Raw genomic sequence first — 23,552 nt, 5'->3', positions numbered from 1 at the left:
CTCTCAATTATTTATCATACTATGATGTCTTAACTTTCAACTAGTGGAGATTTGTTTGGCGTACCTGGTTTTCTTGGGTATTTTTTTGATGTCTGTCTACGTTTATCAATAATAATCATTTGTCGCTCACCGGCATTTTCAGGTAATTCAAAAGTATGAGTCTCTTTCACATTACCACCTAAAATGTTAATAGCAAACGTCGCTTCTTGCAATTCTTCTTCACCTTTTGATGATTTAAGTGCAAGGAACTGTCCACCTTTTTTTACTAAAGGTAAGCACAACTCACTTAAGACAGTCAATCTCGCTACTGCACGAGCTGTAACAATATCATAAGACTCCCTGTAGACACCCTTGCCATATATTTCTGCTCGATCATGCACAAAACTAACATCTTCAAGACCTAGTTCTGCAGCTAAATGATTTAGAAATTGTATTCTTTTATTTAGAGAATCTACAATCGTTACTTTCAATTCAGGGTATACTATCTTTAAAGGTATACTTGGAAAACCTGCACCAGCACCGATATCACAAAGACTTAATTGACCGTTAAAATCATAATAGAAACTAGGCGCTATTGAATCATAGAAATGTTTTAAATAAACATCATGTTCATCAGTAATACTTGTCAAATTCATTTTTTTGTTCCATTCAACAAGTAATTGATAATATTTTTGAAATTGCTCTTTTTGCGTATTAGATAGTTCTATGCCTTGCTCGCTTAATTTCTCTGATAACCATTCAATACTCATTATTGTTTCACCCTTTGAAGTTTACCTTGTTCTAAATAAACAAGTAGAATTGAGATATCTGCTGGATTCACACCTGAAATTCGTGAAGCCTGTGCAATATTTAATGGTTTAACTTCAGCTAACTTTTCGCGTGCTTCAGATGCTAAACTATCTACCTTGCTATAATCTAAATCCTCAGGAATTTTTTTCGCTTCCATTCTTTTAACTTTTTCTACTTGTTGTAAAGATTTATTGATATAACCTTCATATTTTGTTTGAATTTCAACTTGTTCCTCAACCGCTTCAGGAAGTTGATGTGATTCTTCTAAGATTTCTAAAATTGTTTCGTAGTTCATTTCCGGACGACGTAATAAATCAATCGCTAATATGCCATCTTTTAATCTTGAACCACCCTTAGCTTCAATAATTGCTTGCGTATGTTCATTTGGTTTAATACGTACATCGGTAAGTCGTTGTATTTCATCTTTGATTTGTTGACGTTTTTCATTAAATCTTGCATAGCGTTCTTCTGATATTAAACCTAATTCATACCCCATATCAGTAAGACGTAAATCAGCATTATCATGACGTAGTAATAATCGATATTCCGCACGTGAAGTTAATAATCGATACGGTTCATTTGTACCCTTAGTGACTAAATCATCTATAAGTACACCAATATATGCGTCTGAACGGCTGAGTATTTTTTCACCTGTACCTAAAACATTACCAGCAGCGTTAATACCTGCCATGATTCCTTGTCCCGCTGCTTCTTCATATCCTGATGTTCCATTAATCTGACCTGCAGTATACAAGTTTTTGATCGCTTTTGTTTCTAACGTTGGCCATAATTGAGTAGGCACGATTGCATCATATTCAATAGCATAACCCGCACGCATCATATCTGCTTTTTCAAGACCTGGAATGGTTTCTAACATTTGACGTTGAACATGTTCAGGTAAACTAGTAGATAATCCTTGCACGTATACCTCATTCGTATTACGTCCTTCAGGTTCTAAGAAAAGTTGATGTCTTGGTTTATCGTTAAAGCGGACAAATTTATCCTCAATTGATGGACAATATCTAGGACCTGTACCTTTAATCATACCGGAATACATAGCAGATAAATGTAAGTTATCATCAATGACTTGATGTGTATCTCCATTTGTATAAGTTAACCAACAAGGTAATTGATCTAAAATAAATTCGGTTGTTTCAAAACTAAACGCTCGACCTATATCATCACCTGGTTGGATTTCAGTTTTAGAATAATCGATGGTTCTCGCATTTACACGTGGTGGTGTACCCGTTTTAAATCTAACGATATCAAATCCTAATTTTCTTAAATTATCTGCTAGAGTTACAGATGGTAATTGATGGTTAGGGCCACTAGAATATTTTAAGTTTCCTAGTATAATTTCTCCACGTAAGAATGTACCTGTTGTAATAATGACAGCTTTAGAACGATATTCTGTACCAATATTAGTACGAACACCTTTAACTTCATTATCTTCTATAATGAGTTCATCAACCATACCTTGCATGATGTCTAAATTATCCTCATTCTCAAGTACACGCTTCATTTCTTGTTGATATAATACTTTATCTGCTTGAGCACGTAAAGCTCTAACAGCTGGACCTTTACCTGTATTAAGCATACGCATTTGAATGTGAGTTTTATCAATAGTTTTTGCCATTTGTCCACCTAAAGCGTCTATTTCACGTACAACGATTCCTTTCGCAGGACCACCTACAGATGGATTACATGGCATGAAAGCAATATTATCTAAATTAATTGTTAACATCAGCGTTTTAGCACCCCGACGAGCTGAAGCTAAACCTGCTTCAATACCGGCGTGACCAGCACCAATGACTACTACATCATATTCTTGAACCACTCTTTTACCTCCCAAAAGTCATAAAATCTTGAATTTTAGACGTCTTACCGTCTTGTTTATATTTTTATATCATTATTTTCCTAAACAAAATTGACTAAATAGTTGATCTATTAATTCATCACTCGCTGATTCTCCAATAATTTCTCCTAGAATTTCCCAAGTACGTGTTAAATCAATCTGTACCATATCCATTGGGATACCAGACTCAGCAGCATCAATCGCATCTTGAATTGATTGTCTCGCTTGTTTCAACAATGAAATGTGACGTGAATTAGATACATAAGTCATATCTTGATTTTGTACTTCGCCACCAAAGAATAAATCTTTAATTTGTATTTCTAATTCATCAATACCTTCTTGTTTAAGCATCGATGTTTGTATAAGTGGCATATCACCAATCATCTCTCTTAGTTCGCTAACATCTAATCGCTGTTCTAAATCTGTTTTATTAATGATTACAATAACATCCTCATTTTTAATGACTTCGAATAAAGTTTGATCATCTTCCGTCAGAGGTTCATTGTTATTAAGCACAAATAAAATTAAATCTGCTTCACTTAGAGCTTTCCTAGAACGTTCTACACCAATCTTCTCTACGATATCTTCAGTATCCCTAATACCCGCAGTATCTACAAGTCGTAACGGGACACCTCTAACATTGACATATTCTTCTAACACGTCTCTTGTTGTACCAGCGACCTCAGTCACAATTGCTTTATTATCTTGAATAAGGTTATTTAGCATCGAAGACTTCCCAACATTAGGACGTCCTACAATAACTGTAGATAACCCTTCTCTCATTATTTTACCTTGTGCTCCTGTTTCAAGTAACTGATTGATTTCTTCTTTAATACGCTTAGACTGTTCTAGTAAGAAGTCCGTCGTTGCGTCTTCTACATCATCATACTCTGGATAATCAATGTTAACTTCAACTTGGGCGAGTATCTCTAATATGGATTGACGTTGTTTCTTGATTAAGTCACTTAAACGTCCTTCTATTTGATTCATCGCAACCTTAGAAGCTCGATCAGTTTTGGAACGTATAAAATCCATAACCGCTTCTGCTTGAGATAAATCTATACGACCATTTAAAAATGCACGTTTTGTATATTCACCTGGTTCTGCCATACGTGCACCATAAGTCATAGTTAACTCTAATATACGATTAATTGTTAAAATACCACCATGGCAATTTATCTCAATAATATCTTCTCGTGTGAAAGTTTTAGGGGCACGTAATACAGACACCATGACTTCTTCAACTGTTTCATTTGTTTCTGGATCAATAATATGACCGTAATTTATTGTATGCGTCTCAACTTCAGATAACTTTTTCTTTCCTTTATATAAGATATCTCCGATTTCAATAGCTTGTGGCCCAGATAATCTCACAATTCCAATAGCACCTTCACCCATCGGTGTTGAAATACTTGTAATCGTATCAAAATCCATAAGAGTCTCGCCTCCTTATTAATGTAAAAATTCATTATAACATTGTAAATTGTTTCTTTAAAAAAAGCTAATAAACTGTTCAACATTCATATGTAAGGCTTCGGTATGTGTGACGTTAGACTACGGTTCGTCTAAATCCCCTACCCTACTTAATCTTTTTATTAAACACTTTTGCAATTTTAAGCACATGCTCTAAACTGCTTTGAATCTCCAGTGTATTCATATCTTTTGCTGGTTGCCTCGCAATAACTATAATATCTTTAGCGATAATATTTTGCTTATGCACTTTAAAATTCTCTCTTATCGCTCTTTTAATTCTATTTCTTGTAACAGCGTTGCCCAGTTTTTTTGAGACACTTATTCCTAAGCGAAAATGTTTTAAATCTCTATTTTTATAGGTATAGACAACAAATTGTCTATTTGCAACAGACTTCCCATTCTTGTATATCGCTTGAAAGTCTGAATTTCTCTTAATACGATATGCTTTTTCCATTAAACATCACTCGCTTATTCTAATCTATTCATTTTAATAGTAACAATTATCTATTAACAAAACATACGTATATATTATTTTGAAAATGATATCAGAACAATACTTAAATATCATTTTATTATTTAAACAAAAAAAAGACCACTGATGATTCAGTGATCTTATGCAGATAAAACTTTACGGCCTTTACGACGACGACGCGCTAAAACTTTGCGGCCATTTTTAGTGCTCATGCGTTTTCTGAAACCATGAACTTTACTATGTTTACGTTTATTTGGTTGATAAGTACGTTTTACCATGCAAAACACCTCCATCTGAATTCAATTACCAATATTTCCAACTTCCTACCTAGAAATTGGTTCATATAAATAGATAAATTAACGAAGTATATATTAGCTTCAATTACTAACATACTTCATCTGAGCAATTGCTCTCTTATTGTGTCTGCTATTAAGAAATTTGTTCTATAGCTTATTATTATCTAGTCATAATTCAAGCAACTACTACAATATAACAAAATACCTTTTATAAAGCAAGATGAATTTACGAATATAACGATTGAAAATCACTTGTTGTGATTTAATATAAGAAATCTTTTTTCTTCATCAAATTATTACCAATTTTAATAATAATTTGTCATATACATAGTTCATACAATCCATATAAATTATTTCCCAAAGTAAAAAAAGAAATTGTGACGCTTATTTGAAGTTATCCACTTATACACAGAAATTCTCTCAAAAACTGTGGATAACATATGCGCTATACACACAGTTATTCAAAATTTAACAACATATTCACAGCCATTTGACATCACTTGGAGTTAAAAAGTATAATTATGTGGATAAGTCGTTCAAATTATGATTTTATAAGGATTTATTTATTAAATTTATATACATAAATGGTGTGCATAAATCATAGTTATGTTTAAGTTATCCACTGATTGTGATTAACTTGTGGATAATTATTAACATACTGTGATTATTTTTATCCACCTATGTTATTTCTGTGTATAAGTCTAAAATTTTAAGAAAGATGGAGTTATTTATGTCAGAGAAAGAAATTTGGGATAAAGTTTTAGAAATTGCCCAGGAAAGAATTTCAAACACTAGTTATCAAACGTTCATAAAAGATACGCAACTCTACTCACTTAAAAATGACGAAGCCATTATATTAGTAAGTCTGCCTTTCAATGCGAGTTGGCTTAATCAGCGATATTCAGAAATTATGCAGGCTATTATTTATGATGTCATCGGTTATGAAGTGAAACCACATTTTATTTCTGAAGATGAACTTGCATCCTACAACAATGTAAATACACAAGAAGTTCAAGAACCCCAAATACAAAATTCTTCTATAGATGATAAGACTTGGGGAAAAGAACAATTTAATATGCACAATACATTCGATACATTTGTCATTGGACCTGGCAATCGTTTCCCACATGCTGCAAGTTTAGCTGTTGCAGAAGCACCGGCAGAAGCTTATAATCCATTATTTATATATGGAGGCGTAGGTCTAGGTAAAACACATTTAATGCATGCAATTGGACATCATGTTCTTAGTAACAAACCTAATGCTAAAGTCATTTACACTTCTAGTGAGAAATTCACAAACGAATTTATTAAATCAATACGTGATAATGAAACTGAAGCATTTCGTGAAAAGTATCGTAAAATTGATGTTTTATTAATTGATGATATTCAATTCATTCAAAATAAAGAACAAACGCAAGAGGAGTTCTTCCATACTTTTAATGAATTACATCAAAATAATAAGCAAATCGTTATTTCAAGTGATCGTCCACCAAAAGAAATTGCTAAGCTAGAAGACCGTCTACGTTCTCGTTTTGAGTGGGGGCTAATAGTTGATATCACGCCACCTGATTACGAAACAAGAATGGCAATATTACAAAAGAAAATTGAAGAAGAAAATCTTGATATTCCGCCAGAAGCTTTGAATTACATCGCCAACCAAATTCAATCAAATATTCGTGAACTTGAAGGCGCATTAACTCGACTTTTAGCGTACTCAAAATTACAAGGGAAACCTATTACAACCGAACTTACCGCAGAAGCGTTAAAAGATATCATTCAATCACCTAAGTCTAAAAAGATTACAATTCAAGATATCCAAAAGGTAGTTGGTCAATATTATAGTGTAAGAATTGAAGATTTTAGTGCTAAAAAACGTACAAAGTCAATTGCTTACCCACGACAAATAGCTATGTATCTATCTAGAGAATTAACTGATTTTTCATTACCTAAGATAGGTGAAGAATTTGGAGGTCGCGATCATACAACAGTTATCCATGCCCATGAAAAGATTGCAAATGATATCAAGTCTGATCCTACATTTAAGCAAGAAGTAGAAAACTTAGAAAAAGAAATTAGAAATCAGTAATGGGAAATAAATCAATCAATATTGAATAAATTGAAAATTAGCAGATTGTAAACGGTCTTTTAGGGAATAATTACTAAGTAAATCAATTCCCAATACTTAAAAAGATGGGCAGTTGTCCCTCTGAATAACAATAGCAATTGTGGATAATGTGAAAAATTAATACACAACATACACAGTTTATCCACATGTGTATAACTGTGATATTCGTAAGTTTTTTAGACTTATCCACCAATCCACAGTGCCTACTACTATTACTATGATTTTAAAACCTATATAATTATATATAAACGACTGGAAGGAGTTTAAATTTAATGATGGAATTCACAATCAAAAGAGATTATTTTATTAATCAACTTAACGACACATTAAAGGCTATCTCACCTAGAACAACTTTACCGATTTTAACAGGTATCAAAATTGATGCTAAAGATAATGAAGTCATTTTAACTGGGTCAGATTCAGAAATATCAATAGAAATCACTATTCCAAAACAAGTTGATGGTGAAGAAATTGTTGAAATTACAGAAACAGGATCAGTTGTACTTCCTGGTCGTTTCTTCGTTGATATTATTAAAAAACTTCCTGGAAAAGAAGTTAAATTATCAACTAATGAACAATTCCAAACATTAATCACATCAGGTCATTCAGAATTTAACTTAAGTGGTTTAGATCCTGATCAATATCCATTATTACCTGAGGTATCACGAGATGACGCTATTCAATTGTCTGTTAAGGTACTAAAAAATATCATTGCACAAACTAATTTTGCAGTGTCCACCTCAGAAACACGACCAGTACTTACTGGTGTAAACTGGCTTATACAAGATAATGAATTAATATGCACAGCAACAGATTCACACCGCTTAGCTGTAAGAAAATTACAGTTAGAAGATGAATCAGAAAATAAAAATGTCATCATTCCTGGTAAAGCTTTATCTGAATTAAACAAAATTATGAGTGACAGCGACGAAGATATTGATATTTTCTTTGCTTCTAACCAAGTGTTATTCAGAGTGGGGAATATTAATTTCATCTCACGTTTACTTGAAGGTCATTATCCAGATACGACACGTTTATTCCCAGAAAATTATGAGATTAAATTAGGAATTAACAATGGAGACTTTTATCATGCAATTGATCGTGCATCTTTATTAGCACGAGAAGGTGGAAATAATGTTATTAAATTAAGTACAGGTAATGAATTAGTTGAACTTTCATCTACTTCTCCTGAAATTGGTACTGTTAAAGAAGAAGTTAACGCTAATGATGTAGAAGGCGGAAACTTGAAAATTTCTTTCAACTCAAAATACATGATGGATGCTTTAAAAGCCATTGATAATGATGAAGTAGAAGTAGAATTCTTTGGTACAATGAAACCATTTATCTTAAAACCAAAAGATGATGATTCTGTAACGCAATTAATTCTGCCTATTAGAACATATTAATAAAAATTAAAGTTACAATCGTATTAGATTGCTAAATCTCTTATACAAAGGAGCCTGTGCATTTGTCGCATAGGCTCTTTTATATTGATACCAAACCTCATTTCAAACATTCAAAACTTAATATAGACGAATGAGATAATTATCGTGAATGTAAAATTAATTTTAAATGTACTGAGCGCTTTTCATAGCAATAATAAATATATTTGAGTATTCAATTACCCTTGTGGAAAAAGTGTGCTAAAAACCCCTTTAAAATTAAAATTCAGTGTAAGTTTCTAAAATGATTGTAAGTAAATTATAAAATTTGTAGCAGCTTTTGATAAAATAAAATATATATCAAAGTAAACGATTTCATTCTTTATTTTAAATGAAATTCAAAGTAAAAAACGGTATAATATATTAATGACACATACAGAAATGGAGTGAGAAATTTTGGTTCAAGAAGTTGTTGTAGAAGGAAATATCACTTTAGGTCAATTTCTTAAAACTGAAGGAATCATAGAATCAGGTGGACAAGCCAAATGGTTTCTACAGGATTTTGAGGTTTTAATTAATGGACAACGTGAAACAAGACGTGGCAAAAAATTAGAACACAACGACCGCATTGATATTACAGATATCCCTGAAGATACGGGTTCCTTTTTAATCATCCATCAAGGTGAACAATGAAACTTAATACACTCCAATTAGAGAATTATCGTAACTATGAACAGGTGACATTAGATTGTCATCCTGAAGTGAATATCCTTATTGGTGAGAACGCACAAGGAAAGACAAATTTACTTGAATCAATTTATACCTTAGCGCTTGCTAAAAGTCATCGTACGTCAAATGATAAGGAACTCATACGTTTCAATTCTGATTATGCTAAAATAGAGGGTGAGCTAAGTTATAGACATGGCACGATGCCGCTTACGATGTTTATAACTAAAAAAGGTAAGCAAGTTAAAGTGAATCATCTTGAACAAAGCAGACTAACTCAATATATTGGACATTTAAATGTCGTCTTATTTGCGCCTGAAGATTTAAATATCGTTAAAGGTTCGCCACAAATACGTCGACGGTTCATAGATATGGAGTTAGGACAAATATCTGCTGTCTATTTGAATGATTTAGCTCAATATCAGCGTATTCTAAAGCAAAAGAACAATTACCTTAAACAGTTACAAATTGGGCAGAAGACAGATACAACAATGCTAGAAGTCTTAAACCAACAATTTGCTGAATATGCACTGAAGGTTACGTTACGTCGAGAGCACTTTATAAAGGAATTAGAAACACTTGCCCAACCCATTCATGCAGGTATTACAAATCATCGAGAAACACTGACACTCGATTATGTTCCAAGTTTGAAGTTAAGTAATTATGAAGCCAATCAATCTGAGTTAATTGAAGAAGTATTAGCATTGTTAAATGACAATTTACAAAGAGAGAAAGAACGAGGTGTATGTCTCTATGGCCCACATCGTGATGACTTAAGTTTCAATGTAAATGGCATGGATGCTCAAACGTATGGTTCACAAGGTCAGCAACGTACAACTGCGCTATCAATTAAGTTGGCAGAAATTGAATTAATGAATATTGAAGTAGGAGAATATCCAATCTTACTTTTAGATGATGTCTTGAGTGAGCTTGATGATTCACGTCAAACTCATTTGTTAAGTACGATTCAACATAAAGTACAAACATTTGTGACAACAACGTCAGTTGAAGGAATAGATCATGAAATAATGAATAACGCTAAGTTATACCGTATTAGTCAAGGTGAATTACTAAAGTAACGAGAAAGTGATGGTGAATACATTGTCAGATGTAAACAACACAGATAATTATGGTGCTGGACAGATACAAGTTTTAGAAGGTCTCGAAGCGGTTCGTAAAAGACCGGGTATGTATATTGGTTCAACTTCAGAAAGAGGGTTGCACCATTTAGTATGGGAAATTGTTGATAATAGTATTGACGAGGCATTAGCAGGTTATGCTAGTCATATTGAAGTTATAATTGAGAAAGACAATTGGATTAAAGTTACTGACAATGGCCGTGGTATTCCTGTTGATATTCAAGAAAAGATGGGACGCCCTGCTGTCGAAGTTATATTAACTGTACTTCACGCTGGGGGTAAATTTGGAGGTGGCGGATACAAAGTATCTGGCGGTCTTCACGGTGTTGGATCTTCAGTTGTTAATGCACTCTCACAAGATCTTGAAGTTTATGTACATCGTAATGGCACGATTTATCATCAAGCCTATAAACAAGGTGTGCCACAATTTGATCTTAAAGAAATTGGCGATACAGATAAAACAGGTACAGTTATTCGATTCAAAGCCGATAAAGAAATCTTTACAGAAACAACAGTTTATAACTATGAAACACTTCAAAAGCGTATACGTGAGCTTGCTTTCTTAAATAAAGGTATTCAAATTACTTTAAAAGATGAAAGGGAAGAGGAAGTTAGAGAAGACTCATATCATTATGAAGGCGGGATTAAATCCTATGTAGATTTATTAAATGAGAATAAAGAACCTCTTCACGATGAACCTATATATATCCATCAGTCTAAAGACGATATTGAAGTGGAAATTGCACTTCAATATAACAGTGGATATGCAACCAACTTATTAACGTATGCGAATAATATTCATACATACGAGGGTGGTACGCATGAAGATGGCTTTAAACGTGCTTTAACACGCGTTTTAAATAGCTATGGTACGCAAAGTAAGATTATTAAAGAGGATAAAGATAGACTTTCAGGTGAAGATACACGAGAAGGTTTAACAGCAGTCGTATCAATTAAACATGGCGATCCTCAGTTTGAAGGACAAACAAAAACAAAATTAGGAAACTCTGAAGTACGTCAAGTTGTTGATAGATTATTTTCTGAACACTTTGAACGTTTCTTATATGAGAATCCATCTGTAGGACGCATTATTGTTGAAAAGGGTATTATGGCTTCACGCGCACGTGTGGCTGCCAAAAAAGCACGTGAAGTTACGCGTCGTAAATCAGCATTAGACGTTTCAAGCTTACCAGGTAAATTGGCAGATTGTTCTAGTAAGAACCCTGAAGAAAGTGAAATTTTCTTGGTAGAAGGTGACTCTGCCGGGGGGTCTACTAAATCTGGTCGTGATTCAAGAACACAAGCCATTTTACCTTTAAGAGGTAAAATTTTGAATGTGGAAAAAGCACGTTTAGATCGTATCTTAAACAATAACGAAATTCGTCAAATGATTACTGCATTTGGTACGGGTATTGGAGGAGAATTCGATATATCAAAAGCACGTTATCATAAAATCGTAATCATGACTGATGCCGATGTTGATGGTGCACATATACGTACGTTATTACTTACATTCTTCTATCGTTTCATGAGACCTTTAATTGAAGCGGGCTACGTTTATATTGCTCAGCCGCCTTTATATAAACTAACACAAGGAAAACAAAAATATTATGTATTTAACGATAGAGAACTAGACAAGTTGAAACAAGAATTAAACCCGTCACCAAAATGGTCAATTGCACGTTACAAAGGTCTTGGTGAAATGAACGCAGACCAATTATGGGAAACGACTATGAATCCTGAACATCGCTCTATGTTGCAAGTGAGACTTGAAGATGCAATTGATGCAGACCAAACATTTGAAATGTTAATGGGCGATGTAGTAGAAAATCGCAGACAATTTATCGAAGACAATGCAGTTTATGCCAACCTAGATTTCTAGACACTATGAACTGAACTTTTGAAGGAGGATCTCTTGATGGCTGAATTACCTCAATCAAGAATTAATGAACGAAATATAACCAGTGAAATGCGTGAATCATTCTTAGACTATGCTATGAGTGTTATCGTTTCTCGTGCATTACCTGATGTTAGAGACGGATTAAAGCCAGTACATCGTCGTATTCTTTATGGTTTAAATGAACAAGGTATGACGCCCGATAAACCTTATAAGAAATCTGCACGTATAGTCGGGGATGTCATGGGTAAATATCACCCTCATGGTGATTCTTCAATTTATGAAGCAATGGTAAGAATGGCCCAAGACTTTAGTTATCGTTATCCACTTGTAGATGGTCAAGGTAACTTTGGCTCTATGGATGGTGACGGGGCAGCCGCAATGCGTTATACCGAAGCACGTATGACTAAAATAACATTAGAACTTTTACGTGATATCAACAAAGACACAATTGATTTTATTGACAACTATGATGGTAATGAAAGAGAGCCGTCAGTCTTACCTGCACGTTTCCCTAACTTACTAGTAAATGGTGCGGCAGGAATTGCCGTAGGTATGGCTACAAATATTCCTCCCCACAATTTAACTGAAGTTATTGATGGTGTGCTCAGTTTAAGTAAGAATCCAGACATCACAATTAATGAGCTGATGGAAGACATCCAAGGTCCTGATTTTCCTACAGCCGGTTTAGTACTAGGGAAAAGTGGTATTCGTCGAGCTTATGAAACAGGTCGTGGGTCAATTCAAATGCGTTCTCGTGCTGAAATAGAAGAACGTGGTGGTGGCCGTCAACGTATTGTCGTAACGGAAATACCTTTCCAAGTCAATAAAGCGCGTATGATTGAAAAAATCGCAGAGTTAGTTAGAGATAAGAAAATCGACGGTATTACAGATTTACGTGATGAAACAAGTTTGCGTACAGGTGTAAGAGTAGTTATTGATGTACGTAAAGATGCAAATGCGAGTGTTATTTTAAATAATTTATATAAACAAACTCCATTACAAACATCATTTGGTGTGAATATGATTGCTTTAGTGAATGGTAGACCTAAACTAATCAATTTAAAAGAAGCACTTATCCATTACTTAGAACACCAAAAAACAGTGGTTAGACGACGTACTGAATATAATCTTAAAAAAGCAAGAGACCGTGCCCATATTCTAGAAGGTTTACGAATAGCACTAGATCATATTGATGAAATTATCACAACAATTCGTGAATCGGACACTGATAAAATTGCGATGGCAAGTTTACAAGAGCGTTTTAAACTAACTGAACGTCAAGCTCAAGCAATTTTAGATATGCGTTTAAGACGTTTAACTGGATTAGAAAGAGATAAAATAGAATCTGAGTATAATGAACTTCTAGAATATATTAAAGAGTTAGAAGAGATTTTAGCTGATGAAGAAGTACTATTACAATTAGTTCGTGATGAATTGACTGAAATTAAAGAACGTTTCGGCGATGAACGTCGCACTGAAATTCAATTAGGTGGTCTAGAAGATCTTGAAGATGAAGACTTAATCCCTGAAGAACAAATTGTTATTACATTAAGTCATAATAACTATATTAAACGTTTACCAGTATCTACATATCGTTCTCAAAATCGTGGTGGTCGTGGCATACAAGGTATGAACACGTTGGATGAGGACTTCGTTAGTCAATTGGTAACAATGAGTACACATGATCATGTTCTGTTCTTTACGAATAAAGGTCGTGTATATAAACTCAAAGGTTATGAAGTTCCTGAGTTGTCACGTCAATCCAAAGGCATACCTATTATTAATGCGATTGAACTCGAAAATGACGAAACAATAAGTACGATGATTGCAGTTAAAGACCTTGAAAGTGAAGAAGATTATCTCGTATTCGCGACAAAACAAGGTATCGTTAAACGTTCATCATTAAGTAACTTCTCCCGTATTAACAAAAACGGTAAAATTGCAATTAACTTTAAAGAAGATGATGAATTAATTGCAGTACGTCTAACAACAGGTAATGAAGATATTCTTATTGGAACTGCACATGCATCATTAATTAGATTTTCTGAATCTACATTACGCCCATTAGGCCGTACAGCAGCAGGTGTGAAAGGTATTTCTCTACGTGAAGGGGATACTGTCGTTGGTCTTGATGTTGCAGATTCAGAAAGTGAAGATGAAGTATTAGTAGTTACTGAAAATGGTTACGGTAAACGTACACCTGTTAGCGAATATCGTTTATCAAATCGTGGTGGTAAAGGAATCAAAACTGCGACAATTACCGAGCGTAATGGTAACATCGTTTGTATCACAACTGTAACCGGTGAAGAGGATTTAATGGTTGTAACTAACGCTGGTGTTATTATTCGTCTTGACGTTCATGATATTTCTCAAAATGGACGTGCAGCACAAGGTGTACGCCTTATGAAACTCGGAGATGGTCAATTTGTTTCTACTGTTGCTAAAGTAAACGAAGAAGACGATAATGAGGAAAATGCAGATGAAGCGCAACAATCTACTACTACTGAAACAGCAGATGTAGAAGAGGTAGTGGATGATCAGACACCAGGCAATGCGATTCATACAGAAGGTGATGCAGAAATGGAATCTGTAGAATCTCCTGAAAATGATGATCGTATTGATATCAGACAAGATTTTATGGATAGAGTGAATGAAGATATCGAGAGTGCTTCAGATAATGAAGAAGATAGTGATGAATAATTAAAAAGGGAGTAAGACAGAAACATAGGGTTCGTTGTTCTGCCCGTAACTCTTAATTAAACTATCTGTAGATTTTATGAACAAAAGTTTATATAGGGAAGTCGGACTAGAGTTGTAATGAGGTTATTTTCTAACTCAGTCATCGACGTCCAATACGCTAAAATGCATGAGACATAGCTATGTCTCATGCATTTTTTAATTTCTTGTTTATATTAAATTGATTTGTCCTTTATGACTTCTGTAGCACCATGCATCGAGGATAAATGAATAATCATTTTCATACATTTAGACCCCCTTCAATAGAGAGTGTCTAAAATGTAACTGTCCCTCTCAACAATGTACCTTCTCAATTTACCAGTACTGATAAGCACAGTAATTAATTCTGATATCTGTTAACCTTCAAGTTGTTTCATCACATACGGAATTTCACTTATCAGACGTGAAGGTGGAACAACATACATTGTGTCAGATAATTTTTCACCGATAAAACTATGCATGTAAGTTGCACTTGTAACGGCTTCTTTAAAGTTATCAAATTGGCCTACGAAACTTGTAATCATGCCCGCAAGTGTATCGCCCATACCACCTGTAGCCATAGCAGGTGTGCCAATAGGTAATTTATAGACATCATCATTGCAGAAATAGATTTCCGTACCATGTTGTTTTAATACTACTGTCGCGCCAATACGTTCTACCGCTTCAAGGTTGCGTTCATAAGTTTGTTCTTCAATAGGTATACCGCTCAAACGCTCCCATTCCTTTTGATGTGGTGTGAATATAACACGACATGTAGGAATTTGAGGTTTCAACTTACTGAATATTGTTATAGCATCTCCGTCAACAATTAAATTTTGATGAGGTTGTATATTTTGAAGTAAAAACGTGATGGCATTGTTACCTTTGAAATCTACTCCAAGACCTGGACCGATAAGGATACTATCGGTTGCTTCAATCATTTTTGTAAGCATTTTAGTATCATTAATATCTATAACCATCGCCTCAGGACAACGAGAATGTAGCGCAGCATGATTATTTGGATGTGTTGCTACAGTAATGAGTCCACTTCCACTATAAACGCAAGCGCGTGCAGCAAGCATGATTGCGCCCCCCATATTAGCAGATCCACCGATTAATAAAATTTTACCATAGTCACCTTTATGTGTTTCGTCTTTTCTTATAGGAATATTAACAGAATCTAACGTTTTCATAACGACATAACCTCCCATAACATGTTATTTCTTAAAATGTTGCAAGTCTTATGTTTGCTTTTTATTTCACGAATCTTTTTATTTATTTCAAACAATTGTTTACATGTGATTTTAAATCATCTCTTCTAAATACAATTAAGAATACTATACCTGTATCTGACATTCGTCAATAGTTAAATGAAACTCTTTTTACATCGTCATGTATGATTCATTATTTTAGTAGACCGATAGCATAATGTAGCAGTTTTATTTATTTAATTAAAAATATTAAATGGAAATAGAACGTAAGGTGACATTACAAGCAGTTGATTATAATAATGTTGAAATTCTCTCGCCGCTCATCCGAGAAAAATTGTATGTATATCGTCACAATGTATCTACTATTACACAGAACAAGATATTCAGTTTCAACAAGTTGTAGAAGCGGGACACAAATGATTTAAAAAGTGTTGCATATAAGCACATCTAAATATGACGTAATTGTTGCAAATTTAAAATAACTTGAAATATGATAATGACTTTGCTATATTAAAATTAAGTTAATAAAGTATTGTTCGTAGGACAAGTAGCATAGATAGTTCGATTTCAGAGAGCTTGTGGTAAGTGAGAACAAGTAATCGACATTCATGTGAATCTACCTACTATATGTGAACAATCGGTAATAACCGTTATTTTAGTTAAGCGCAATTTGAGGTAAATGGTTTTAATTTACTTGAAATTGTTAAATAGGGTGGCAACGCGTAGACCACGTCCCTTGTCTGGGATGTGGTCTTTTTTTATTGTTTTATCACACGAAGTCATCCATAAAATTGAATATATTTTATTTGGGAAAGGATGAAGGTTACATGTTAGACATTCGTTTATTTAGAAATGAACCTGAGAAAGTGAAGAGCAAAATTGAATTAAGAGGCGACGATCCTAAAGTTGTCGACCAAGTTTTAGAATTAGATGAACAACGCCGTGAATTAATCAGTAAAACTGAAGAGATGAAGGCGAAAAGAAATAAAGTGAGCGAAGAAATAGCTCAAAAGAAACGTAATAAAGAAGACGCTGATGACGTCATTGCTGAGATGCGTCATTTAGGTGATGAAATTAAAGATATCGATAATCAACTTAATGAAGTAGATACTAAAATTAGAGATATCTTAATTCGTATTCCTAACTTAATTAATGAAGACGTACCTCAAGGTGCTTCTGATGAAGAAAACGTTGAAGTTAAAAAATGGGGTACGCCACGTGATTTTGAATTTGAACCTAAAGCGCATTGGGATTTAGTTGAAGAATTAAAAATGGCTGACTTTGAACGTGCTGCTAAAGTATCTGGTGCTCGTTTCGTATACTTAACTAAAGATGGCGCATTACTTGAACGTGCTTTAATGAACTACATGTTGACAAAACATACAACGCAACATGGTTATACTGAAATGATGACACCACAATTAGTGAATGCTGATACGATGTTTGGAACAGGTCAATTACCTAAATTTGAAGAAGATTTATTTAAAGTTGAAAAAGAAGGCTTATATACGATTCCAACTGCAGAAGTACCTTTAACAAACTTCTATAGAGATGAAATTATTCAACCAGGTGTACTACCTGAATTATTTACAGCTCAAACTGCATGTTTCCGTAGTGAAGCAGGATCAGCTGGTAGAGATACAAGAGGGTTAATTCGTTTACATCAATTTGATAAAGTTGAAATGGTTCGTATTGTACAACCTGAAGATTCTTGGAATGCTTTAGAAGAAATGACACAAAATGCTGAAGCTATTCTTGAAGAATTAGGTTTACCATACCGTCGTGTTATCTTATGTACTGGCGATATTGGTTTCAGTGCTAGTAAAACATATGATCTAGAAGTTTGGTTACCAAGTTACAATGATTATAAAGAAATCAGTTCTTGCTCTAACTGTACTGATTTCCAAGCACGTCGCGCAAATATCAGATTCAAACGTGATGCTGCTTCTAAACCAGAATTAGTACACACATTAAATGGTAGTGGTTTAGCAGTAGGTCGTACATTTGCAGCCATCGTTGAAAACTATCAAAACGAAGATGGTACATTAACAATTCCTGAAGCATTAGTACCATTTATGGGTGGCAAAACTAAAATTGAAAAACCAATCAAATAATCATATAAACTTAACTAGATGATTACAATATTAAAAAGTTATTTAACTGTCGATAAGATTCTATAAACTTATCGACAGTTTTTTAATATATAAAGGCGAAATTGGTATTTTTATATTCAATTAGGGATGGATGTCTAAAATAGTTTAAAATGATTTTCACGATTTAAAATACTGGTATAAAAGCGATTTTATAGATACGGTTGTCTGACGTCACACAAACGAATGTCTAAAAAATAGTGAATATTTATTGTCATAGATTGAGTTATAAAATCATGAAAATAGTACATGAAGTAGCAAGTATTTATCTTTTAGATAACGCCTGTAAAAATATAAAATAGTGGAAATTGATTTTTTAAACGTTATCATTCATATTCAAAATATTTAACTTAGTTTGTCAAACAACGTTTATTTTTATATAACCATAAAATAATATCATAAAGAAGCTATATGAAATTCGAAGTATAATGCCAATGTTTCATATAGCTCCTATTCTAAATATTAAAATTTAATAATTAAATGTATCAATCGTCCTATTCATTTGATGCATAGCCTGAGAGTGGGTAATGATCTGAGTAATCATTGTATTTGTATGTTTTTCCCCAAGATTTCACGGACCATTCTGGTGACTTCACTCTATGTGTATCATTATGCCATGAGCTTGGTTGTGCATGGTCATGATCTAATAAAATATAATCTAAGTGTTGAGGTTCTAATTTAGGATAATTATATTTCGCAATACTATTACTGCTAGTATCCCAACTATATGCATTACCATCGAATTGAGTAGGTAATGAAACATTTAAGTTATTTGCCATTTGTTGATATTCATCTGAATCTTTAATGACATTTAAGTCACCACCGATATAGACGGGTTCATTTTTAGGGATATTCTTGTCTTTGATAAACTGTTTAATTTCACTCATTTGACTCTGTCTAATGTCTTTATCTTTTCCTTTAAAGCATGTTGGATCTTCAGCTTGTAGATGTGTTCCGATAATATGGTGGTATTTGCCATTCTTATTAATTTTAATGTAGGCAAAGCCTTTATTACCTGCCATATCAGCCCCACAACCTTTTTTATAAATATGTTGTTCTTGTTGTACGATAGGCCATTTACTCACAATACCAACGCCACCACTTACTTTTTTAATTTTTCTATAAGTACCAGAAGTATTTTGCCAACCTTCTGTACCTTTACCAACGATAGGTGTTTGATAAGGGTACTGTGAATGTAGACGTGTTAACAATCTTTTTGAAGCTTTTTTATCAAATAATTCATTTAGAATCACGACATCTTGATTTTGAATGTAATCTGCTTTTGAAATTAAATCAGCGCGCTGAGATTGTCCCCAATTAGGGTAGATAGCAGTAGGTAAGAAATACACGTTATGTGTAGTGATTTTAAGACTGTCTTTAAAATCACGTTCACTCGCATATGTGATAGTCGAAAATACTAAAAATAAACTACTTAAAACCAACAAAGTAGTTAGTATACATTTACGTTGCCAATTCAATATTGTTACACCTCGTTTCATTTGATGGTGTGATTATATCAAACAAAATTAAGTATCTTTTGGAAATTACTATTTCTAAATAAAATTTTAATAAAAAATTAAAAATCAATGATGTTTTAAAAAGTTGCAAAAGTTCAGTAACTATTATTTTTTGATAAACTTTAAAAGTAATGTTGTAAACATTTTGATTTTAAAGCTAGAAGTTAAAAAGAGGGTCTAAAAATAAGAAAGAAAATTCTGAAAAAATAAAACCTTTACATATTCACTTTTTTAGACATCGGTATGTATGACGGCACACATACCGGTCTTTAAATATATTGAATAAAATAATTAAGTGTATTAGACTGATTTTATTATTTTATTGGAGAGACTGGGGCTGATAATATGACTCACCTTACGTTTAAACAAGGTGTGAAAGAGTGTATTCCCACGTTACTTGGTTATGCAGGTGTAGGACTATCGTTTGGAATTGTGGCAGTCTCCCAAAATTTCAGTGTTTTAGAAATTATTTTATTGTGTCTGATTATTTATGCTGGTGCAGCCCAATTTATTATTTGTACATTAGTGATTGCAGGCACCCCTATTTCTGCAATTGTGCTTACAATACTTATCGTTAACTCTCGAATGTTCTTATTAAGTATGACTTTAGCACCTAATTATAAGCAATATGGATTTTGGAATAGGGTAGGGCTTGGAACGTTATTAACAGATGAAACTTTTGGCGTTGCTATAACACCATATGTTAAAGGTGAAAAAATTAACGATCGATGGCTACACGGACTAAATATTACTGCTTACTTATTTTGGACTGTTTCCTGTGTAATCGGTGCCATTTTCGGAGAGTATATTTCAAATCCTGATGCGCTCGGCCTAGACTTTGCAATTACCGCAATGTTTATTTTTTTATGTATATCTCAATTTGAAGGGATTAAGAAATCACGATTGAGAATATATATTGTACTCATTGTATGTGTGATTGTGATGATGCTTCTTCTAAGTTCAATTCTACCTTCATACCTAGCAATTTTAATAGCCGCAATTGTTGCTGCATTGTTAGGGGTGGTGATGGACAAATGACGACAGATTTACATACATTAGTACTTATTATTTTATGTGGCGTGGTCACATTACTCGTTCGAGTTATTCCATTTGTTATGATATCGCGTGTCAACTTACCAGCAATTGTAATTAAATGGCTTTCTTTTATTCCTATCACTTTATTTACAGCTCTTATTATAGATGGTGTAATTCAACAACATGATCATGCATTTGGTTATACGCTTAATTTACCTTATATTATTGCAATCGTGCCAACTGTGATGCTCGCTATTTTCACACGTAGTCTAACAGTGACAATTCTCGGAGGTATATTTGTCATTGCTTGCTTACGTTTAATCTTTTAATCTTTGAAAATCATATCAATTCATTGAACTTACAGAAAAAGTTAGTTAAAATTAAAATAATTAGAAAATTTAGACTATTAGAGACGAAATGCATTTCTACATCACAATACAATTAAATTACCTAACCTTATTTTGAGAAGCAGAGGGATTTGGCCCGTAGAAGCTTCAGCAACCGACTTTAAATAGCACGGTGCTAATACCAACGAGCAACTCGAATGATAAGTACGATAAGTGCCTTTACATCATTTGAGTAAGGCACTTTTTTAGTTGAAGGAGGTATGGAACTATTATGACGAATTACACGGTTAATACATTAGAACTAGGTGAGTTTATAACTGAATCTGGTGAAACGATTGATCATTTACGTCTACGTTATGAACATGTAGGACTTCCTGGTCAACCCCTTGTCGTTGTTTGTCATGCACTTACTGGCAATCATTTAACATACGGTACGGATGCGCAACCTGGCTGGTGGCGAGAAATCATTGATGGTGGCTACATTCCAGTTCATGATTATCAATTTCTTACATTCAATGTCATTGGAAGTCCATTTGGTTCGAGTTCTAAATTAAATGATGACAACTTCCCAGAACATTTAACATTGAGGGATATAGTTAGAGCTATTGAGTTAGGTATACAAGCATTAGAATTTAAGAAGATTAATATTCTCATTGGAGGCAGTTTAGGTGGCATGCAAGCTATGGAATTGCTTTATAATCGTCAATTCGAGGTGGAAAAAGCAATCATATTAGCCGCTACTGATAAAACGTCCTCCTATAGTCGTGCTTTTAACGAGATTGCAAGACAAGCTATACATATAGGTGGTAAAGAAGGTTTAAGTATCGCACGTCAACTCGGCTTCCTCACGTATCGATCGTCTAAAAGTTATGATCAACGTTTTACACTAGATGAAGTAGTGAGCTATCAACAACATCAAGGTGATAAGTTCAAAGAATATTTCGATTTAAATTGTTATTTAACACTGCTAGACGTCTTAGATAGTCATCATTTAGATAGAGGGAGAGATGATGTTGATGAAGTCTTTCAATCGTTGGAAACGAAAGTACTAACTATGGGCTTTATTGATGATTTACTTTATCCTGATGATCAAGTAAGAGCTTTAGGAGAACGTTTTAAATATCATCGTCATTTCTTCGTACCAGATAATGTTGGACATGATGGTTTTCTTCTAAATTTTAATGATTGGGCGCCTAATTTATATCATTTCTTAAATTTGAAACAATTCCGACGTAAATAGGAAAGTTTTATAATAGAACAAAATCCCCATGAGCACGCATAAGAAATACTAAACAGTGCAGAGTAGGTAAATTTTTCTTTGGCATAAGATAAGTATTATTTGGCATAAAAATAGTCCTACAGAAGATTATATAAGCAAAGCCTATTTCATATGTCGTACTTATGCATAACCTGTCATTGGTAGTATGGCTTTACTTTATTGTTAAATTTTAGCAAAGAGGTTAAAATAGGAGTTATAGTCAAAAAAGTATGGGAGTGGCGTATGTGTTTTCAAAAATACAACCTAAAGCAACTATTTTAGCAATTATTTCATTATTAGTAGTCGCTTTAGTAACGCATGTATTACCTGTTCTCGGCTTGATTTTATGTTTATTTGCAACGATTCCTGGTATTGTTTTATGGAATCGTTCCATACAATCATTCGGAATTAGCGCATTAGTAACAGTTGTACTTACAACATTATTAGGTAATACATTTGTCTTAAGTATGATGGTCTTAATCTTATTATTAAGTGCGATTATCGGACAATTACTTAAGGAAAGAACATCTAAAGAACGAATTCTTTATATTTCAACAGCTTCATTAAGTTTAGTTACACTTATTGGATGGATGTTATTACAAACATTCGATAAAATCCCGACGGCAGCTGTATTAATTAAGCCTTTTAAAAATGCAATGCATGAGGCTTTCTTAACAAGTGGAATCGATTCAAACTATAGACAGATTCTTGAGGAAAGTTTCCGACAAATGACGGTCCAACTCCCTAGTTTTCTAATTATAGTTATTTTCATTTTTGTCTTAATTAATCTGATTATTACATTTCCAATTTTACGCAAATTTAAAGTAGCAACACCTATTTTTAAACCTTTATTCGCATGGCAAATGAGCCGTAATTTACTATGGTTTTATCTTATAGTACTTATTTGTGTCATGATTGCAAGTGAACCAAGTACGTTCCAAAGCATCGTGTTAAACTTTGATGTTGTGTTATCATTAGTGATGTACATCCAAGGATTAAGTGTCATTCACTTCTTTGGTAAAGCTAAAAGATGGCCGAACTTCGCAACAATTCTTGTTATGGTAGTAGGGACACTTCTTACACCGGCAACGCATATTGTTGGATTACTTGGGGTAATTGATTTATGTATTAATTTAAAGAAAATAATAAAAAAATGATGATT

Annotated in this window: 18 protein-coding genes, 1 riboswitch and 1 other annotated feature; of the genes, 11 read left to right on the top strand and 7 right to left on the bottom strand. The window is 33.6% G+C overall.

The genetic code is table 11. The features are described 5' to 3' along the window. Positions 1-29 precede the first annotated feature (29 nt). The 5 genes from rsmG to rpmH form a co-directional block, all read right to left on the bottom strand. Complete coding sequence (gene rsmG, locus AC1Q7N_RS03040; RefSeq protein WP_002494612.1) at positions 30-749, bottom strand: 16S rRNA (guanine(527)-N(7))-methyltransferase RsmG; 720 nt, start codon at positions 747-749, stop codon at positions 30-32. Next, entirely contained in the window at positions 749-2,626 is a 1,878-nt protein-coding gene (mnmG, locus tag AC1Q7N_RS03035; RefSeq protein WP_001831818.1) for a tRNA uridine-5-carboxymethylaminomethyl(34) synthesis enzyme MnmG, read from the bottom strand. The genes rsmG and mnmG overlap by 1 nt, the downstream gene beginning before the upstream one ends. Positions 2,627-2,698: 72 nt before the next feature. After that, positions 2,699-4,078, bottom strand: a complete 1,380-nt coding sequence (gene mnmE, locus AC1Q7N_RS03030; protein ID WP_001831768.1) for a tRNA uridine-5-carboxymethylaminomethyl(34) synthesis GTPase MnmE — start codon at positions 4,076-4,078, stop codon at positions 2,699-2,701. A gap of 145 nt (positions 4,079-4,223) precedes the next feature. Continuing rightward, positions 4,224-4,571 (bottom strand): ribonuclease P protein component, encoded by a 348-nt coding sequence (rnpA, locus tag AC1Q7N_RS03025; RefSeq protein ID WP_001832522.1) that lies wholly within the window; start codon positions 4,569-4,571, stop codon positions 4,224-4,226. Positions 4,572-4,729: 158 nt separating this feature from the next. Further along, positions 4,730-4,867 carry a 50S ribosomal protein L34 gene (gene rpmH / locus AC1Q7N_RS03020; RefSeq protein WP_000240855.1) on the bottom strand — a complete coding sequence of 46 codons (138 nt, stop codon included), beginning with the start codon at positions 4,865-4,867 and terminating at the stop codon, positions 4,730-4,732. A 748-nt stretch (positions 4,868-5,615) separates the two neighbouring features. On the opposite strand from rpmH, the gene dnaA reads away from it, so the two are divergent. The 6 genes from dnaA to gyrA all read left to right on the top strand — a co-directional run bounded on the left by dnaA (position 5,616) and on the right by gyrA (position 14,857). Further along, positions 5,616-6,971: a chromosomal replication initiator protein DnaA gene (dnaA, locus tag AC1Q7N_RS03015; RefSeq protein ID WP_002475480.1), complete on the top strand. Its 1,356-nt coding sequence runs from the start codon at positions 5,616-5,618 to the stop codon at positions 6,969-6,971. Between the two features lie 311 nt (positions 6,972-7,282). Further along, the gene (gene dnaN / locus AC1Q7N_RS03010) at positions 7,283-8,416 is read left to right on the top strand and encodes a DNA polymerase III subunit beta (RefSeq protein ID WP_002447644.1); all 1,134 of its coding nucleotides are present in this window, start codon (positions 7,283-7,285) and stop codon (positions 8,414-8,416) included. 432 nt (positions 8,417-8,848) lie between these two features. After that, entirely contained in the window at positions 8,849-9,085 is a 237-nt protein-coding gene (gene yaaA, locus AC1Q7N_RS03005; RefSeq protein WP_001831806.1) for a S4 domain-containing protein YaaA, read from the top strand. After that, positions 9,082-10,197, top strand: coding sequence for a DNA replication/repair protein RecF (recF, locus tag AC1Q7N_RS03000; protein ID WP_002458520.1), 1,116 nt, complete (start codon positions 9,082-9,084; stop codon positions 10,195-10,197). Before yaaA ends, recF begins: the two co-directional genes overlap by 4 nt. Before the next feature lie 10 nt (positions 10,198-10,207). Further along, positions 10,208-12,139, top strand: coding sequence for a DNA topoisomerase (ATP-hydrolyzing) subunit B (gene gyrB / locus AC1Q7N_RS02995; RefSeq protein ID WP_002487274.1), 1,932 nt, complete (start codon positions 10,208-10,210; stop codon positions 12,137-12,139). Between the two features lie 36 nt (positions 12,140-12,175). After that, positions 12,176-14,857: a DNA gyrase subunit A gene (gene gyrA / locus AC1Q7N_RS02990; RefSeq protein ID WP_001831812.1), complete on the top strand. Its 2,682-nt coding sequence runs from the start codon at positions 12,176-12,178 to the stop codon at positions 14,855-14,857. A gap of 392 nt (positions 14,858-15,249) precedes the next feature. Here the strand turns inward: gyrA and AC1Q7N_RS02985 are convergent, their stop codons facing one another. Next, a complete protein-coding gene (locus AC1Q7N_RS02985) occupies positions 15,250-16,065 on the bottom strand; it encodes an NAD(P)H-hydrate dehydratase (RefSeq protein ID WP_001831762.1) in 816 nt (271 codons plus the stop codon). A 542-nt stretch (positions 16,066-16,607) separates the two neighbouring features. Beyond that, positions 16,608-16,823: a binding site (T-box leader), on the top strand. A gap of 87 nt (positions 16,824-16,910) precedes the next feature. Here AC1Q7N_RS02985 and serS point away from each other — a divergent pair. Further along, the gene (serS, locus tag AC1Q7N_RS02980) at positions 16,911-18,197 is read left to right on the top strand and encodes a serine--tRNA ligase (RefSeq protein ID WP_002475481.1); all 1,287 of its coding nucleotides are present in this window, start codon (positions 16,911-16,913) and stop codon (positions 18,195-18,197) included. A 530-nt stretch (positions 18,198-18,727) separates the two neighbouring features. Here serS and sph read toward each other — a convergent pair. Continuing rightward, a complete protein-coding gene (gene sph / locus AC1Q7N_RS02975; protein WP_002489329.1) occupies positions 18,728-19,711 on the bottom strand; it encodes a sphingomyelin phosphodiesterase in 984 nt (327 codons plus the stop codon). Positions 19,712-20,095: 384 nt separating this feature from the next. On the opposite strand from sph, the gene AC1Q7N_RS02970 reads away from it, so the two are divergent. The 4 genes from AC1Q7N_RS02970 to AC1Q7N_RS02955 all read left to right on the top strand — a co-directional run bounded on the left by AC1Q7N_RS02970 (position 20,096) and on the right by AC1Q7N_RS02955 (position 23,547). Continuing rightward, entirely contained in the window at positions 20,096-20,788 is a 693-nt protein-coding gene (locus AC1Q7N_RS02970; protein WP_002489324.1) for an AzlC family ABC transporter permease, read from the top strand. Beyond that, on the top strand, positions 20,785-21,114 hold the full coding sequence (locus AC1Q7N_RS02965; RefSeq protein WP_002489331.1) for an AzlD domain-containing protein: 330 nt from the start codon (positions 20,785-20,787) through the stop codon (positions 21,112-21,114). Before AC1Q7N_RS02970 ends, AC1Q7N_RS02965 begins: the two co-directional genes overlap by 4 nt. A gap of 124 nt (positions 21,115-21,238) precedes the next feature. Further along, a riboswitch (SAM riboswitch) is annotated at positions 21,239-21,339 on the top strand. A 64-nt stretch (positions 21,340-21,403) separates the two neighbouring features. Then, a complete protein-coding gene (gene metX / locus AC1Q7N_RS02960) occupies positions 21,404-22,372 on the top strand; it encodes a homoserine O-acetyltransferase MetX (protein ID WP_002489333.1) in 969 nt (322 codons plus the stop codon). A 248-nt stretch (positions 22,373-22,620) separates the two neighbouring features. Further along, complete coding sequence (locus AC1Q7N_RS02955) at positions 22,621-23,547, top strand: YybS family protein (RefSeq protein WP_002494609.1); 927 nt, start codon at positions 22,621-22,623, stop codon at positions 23,545-23,547. Positions 23,548-23,552: the final 5 nt, after the last annotated feature.

It is taken from the genome of Staphylococcus sp. GW823-FHT05F06 (assembly GCF_058795495.1).
The sequence above is the reverse complement of the archived record's forward strand: the minus strand, read 5'-3'. Positions and strand labels throughout refer to the sequence as shown.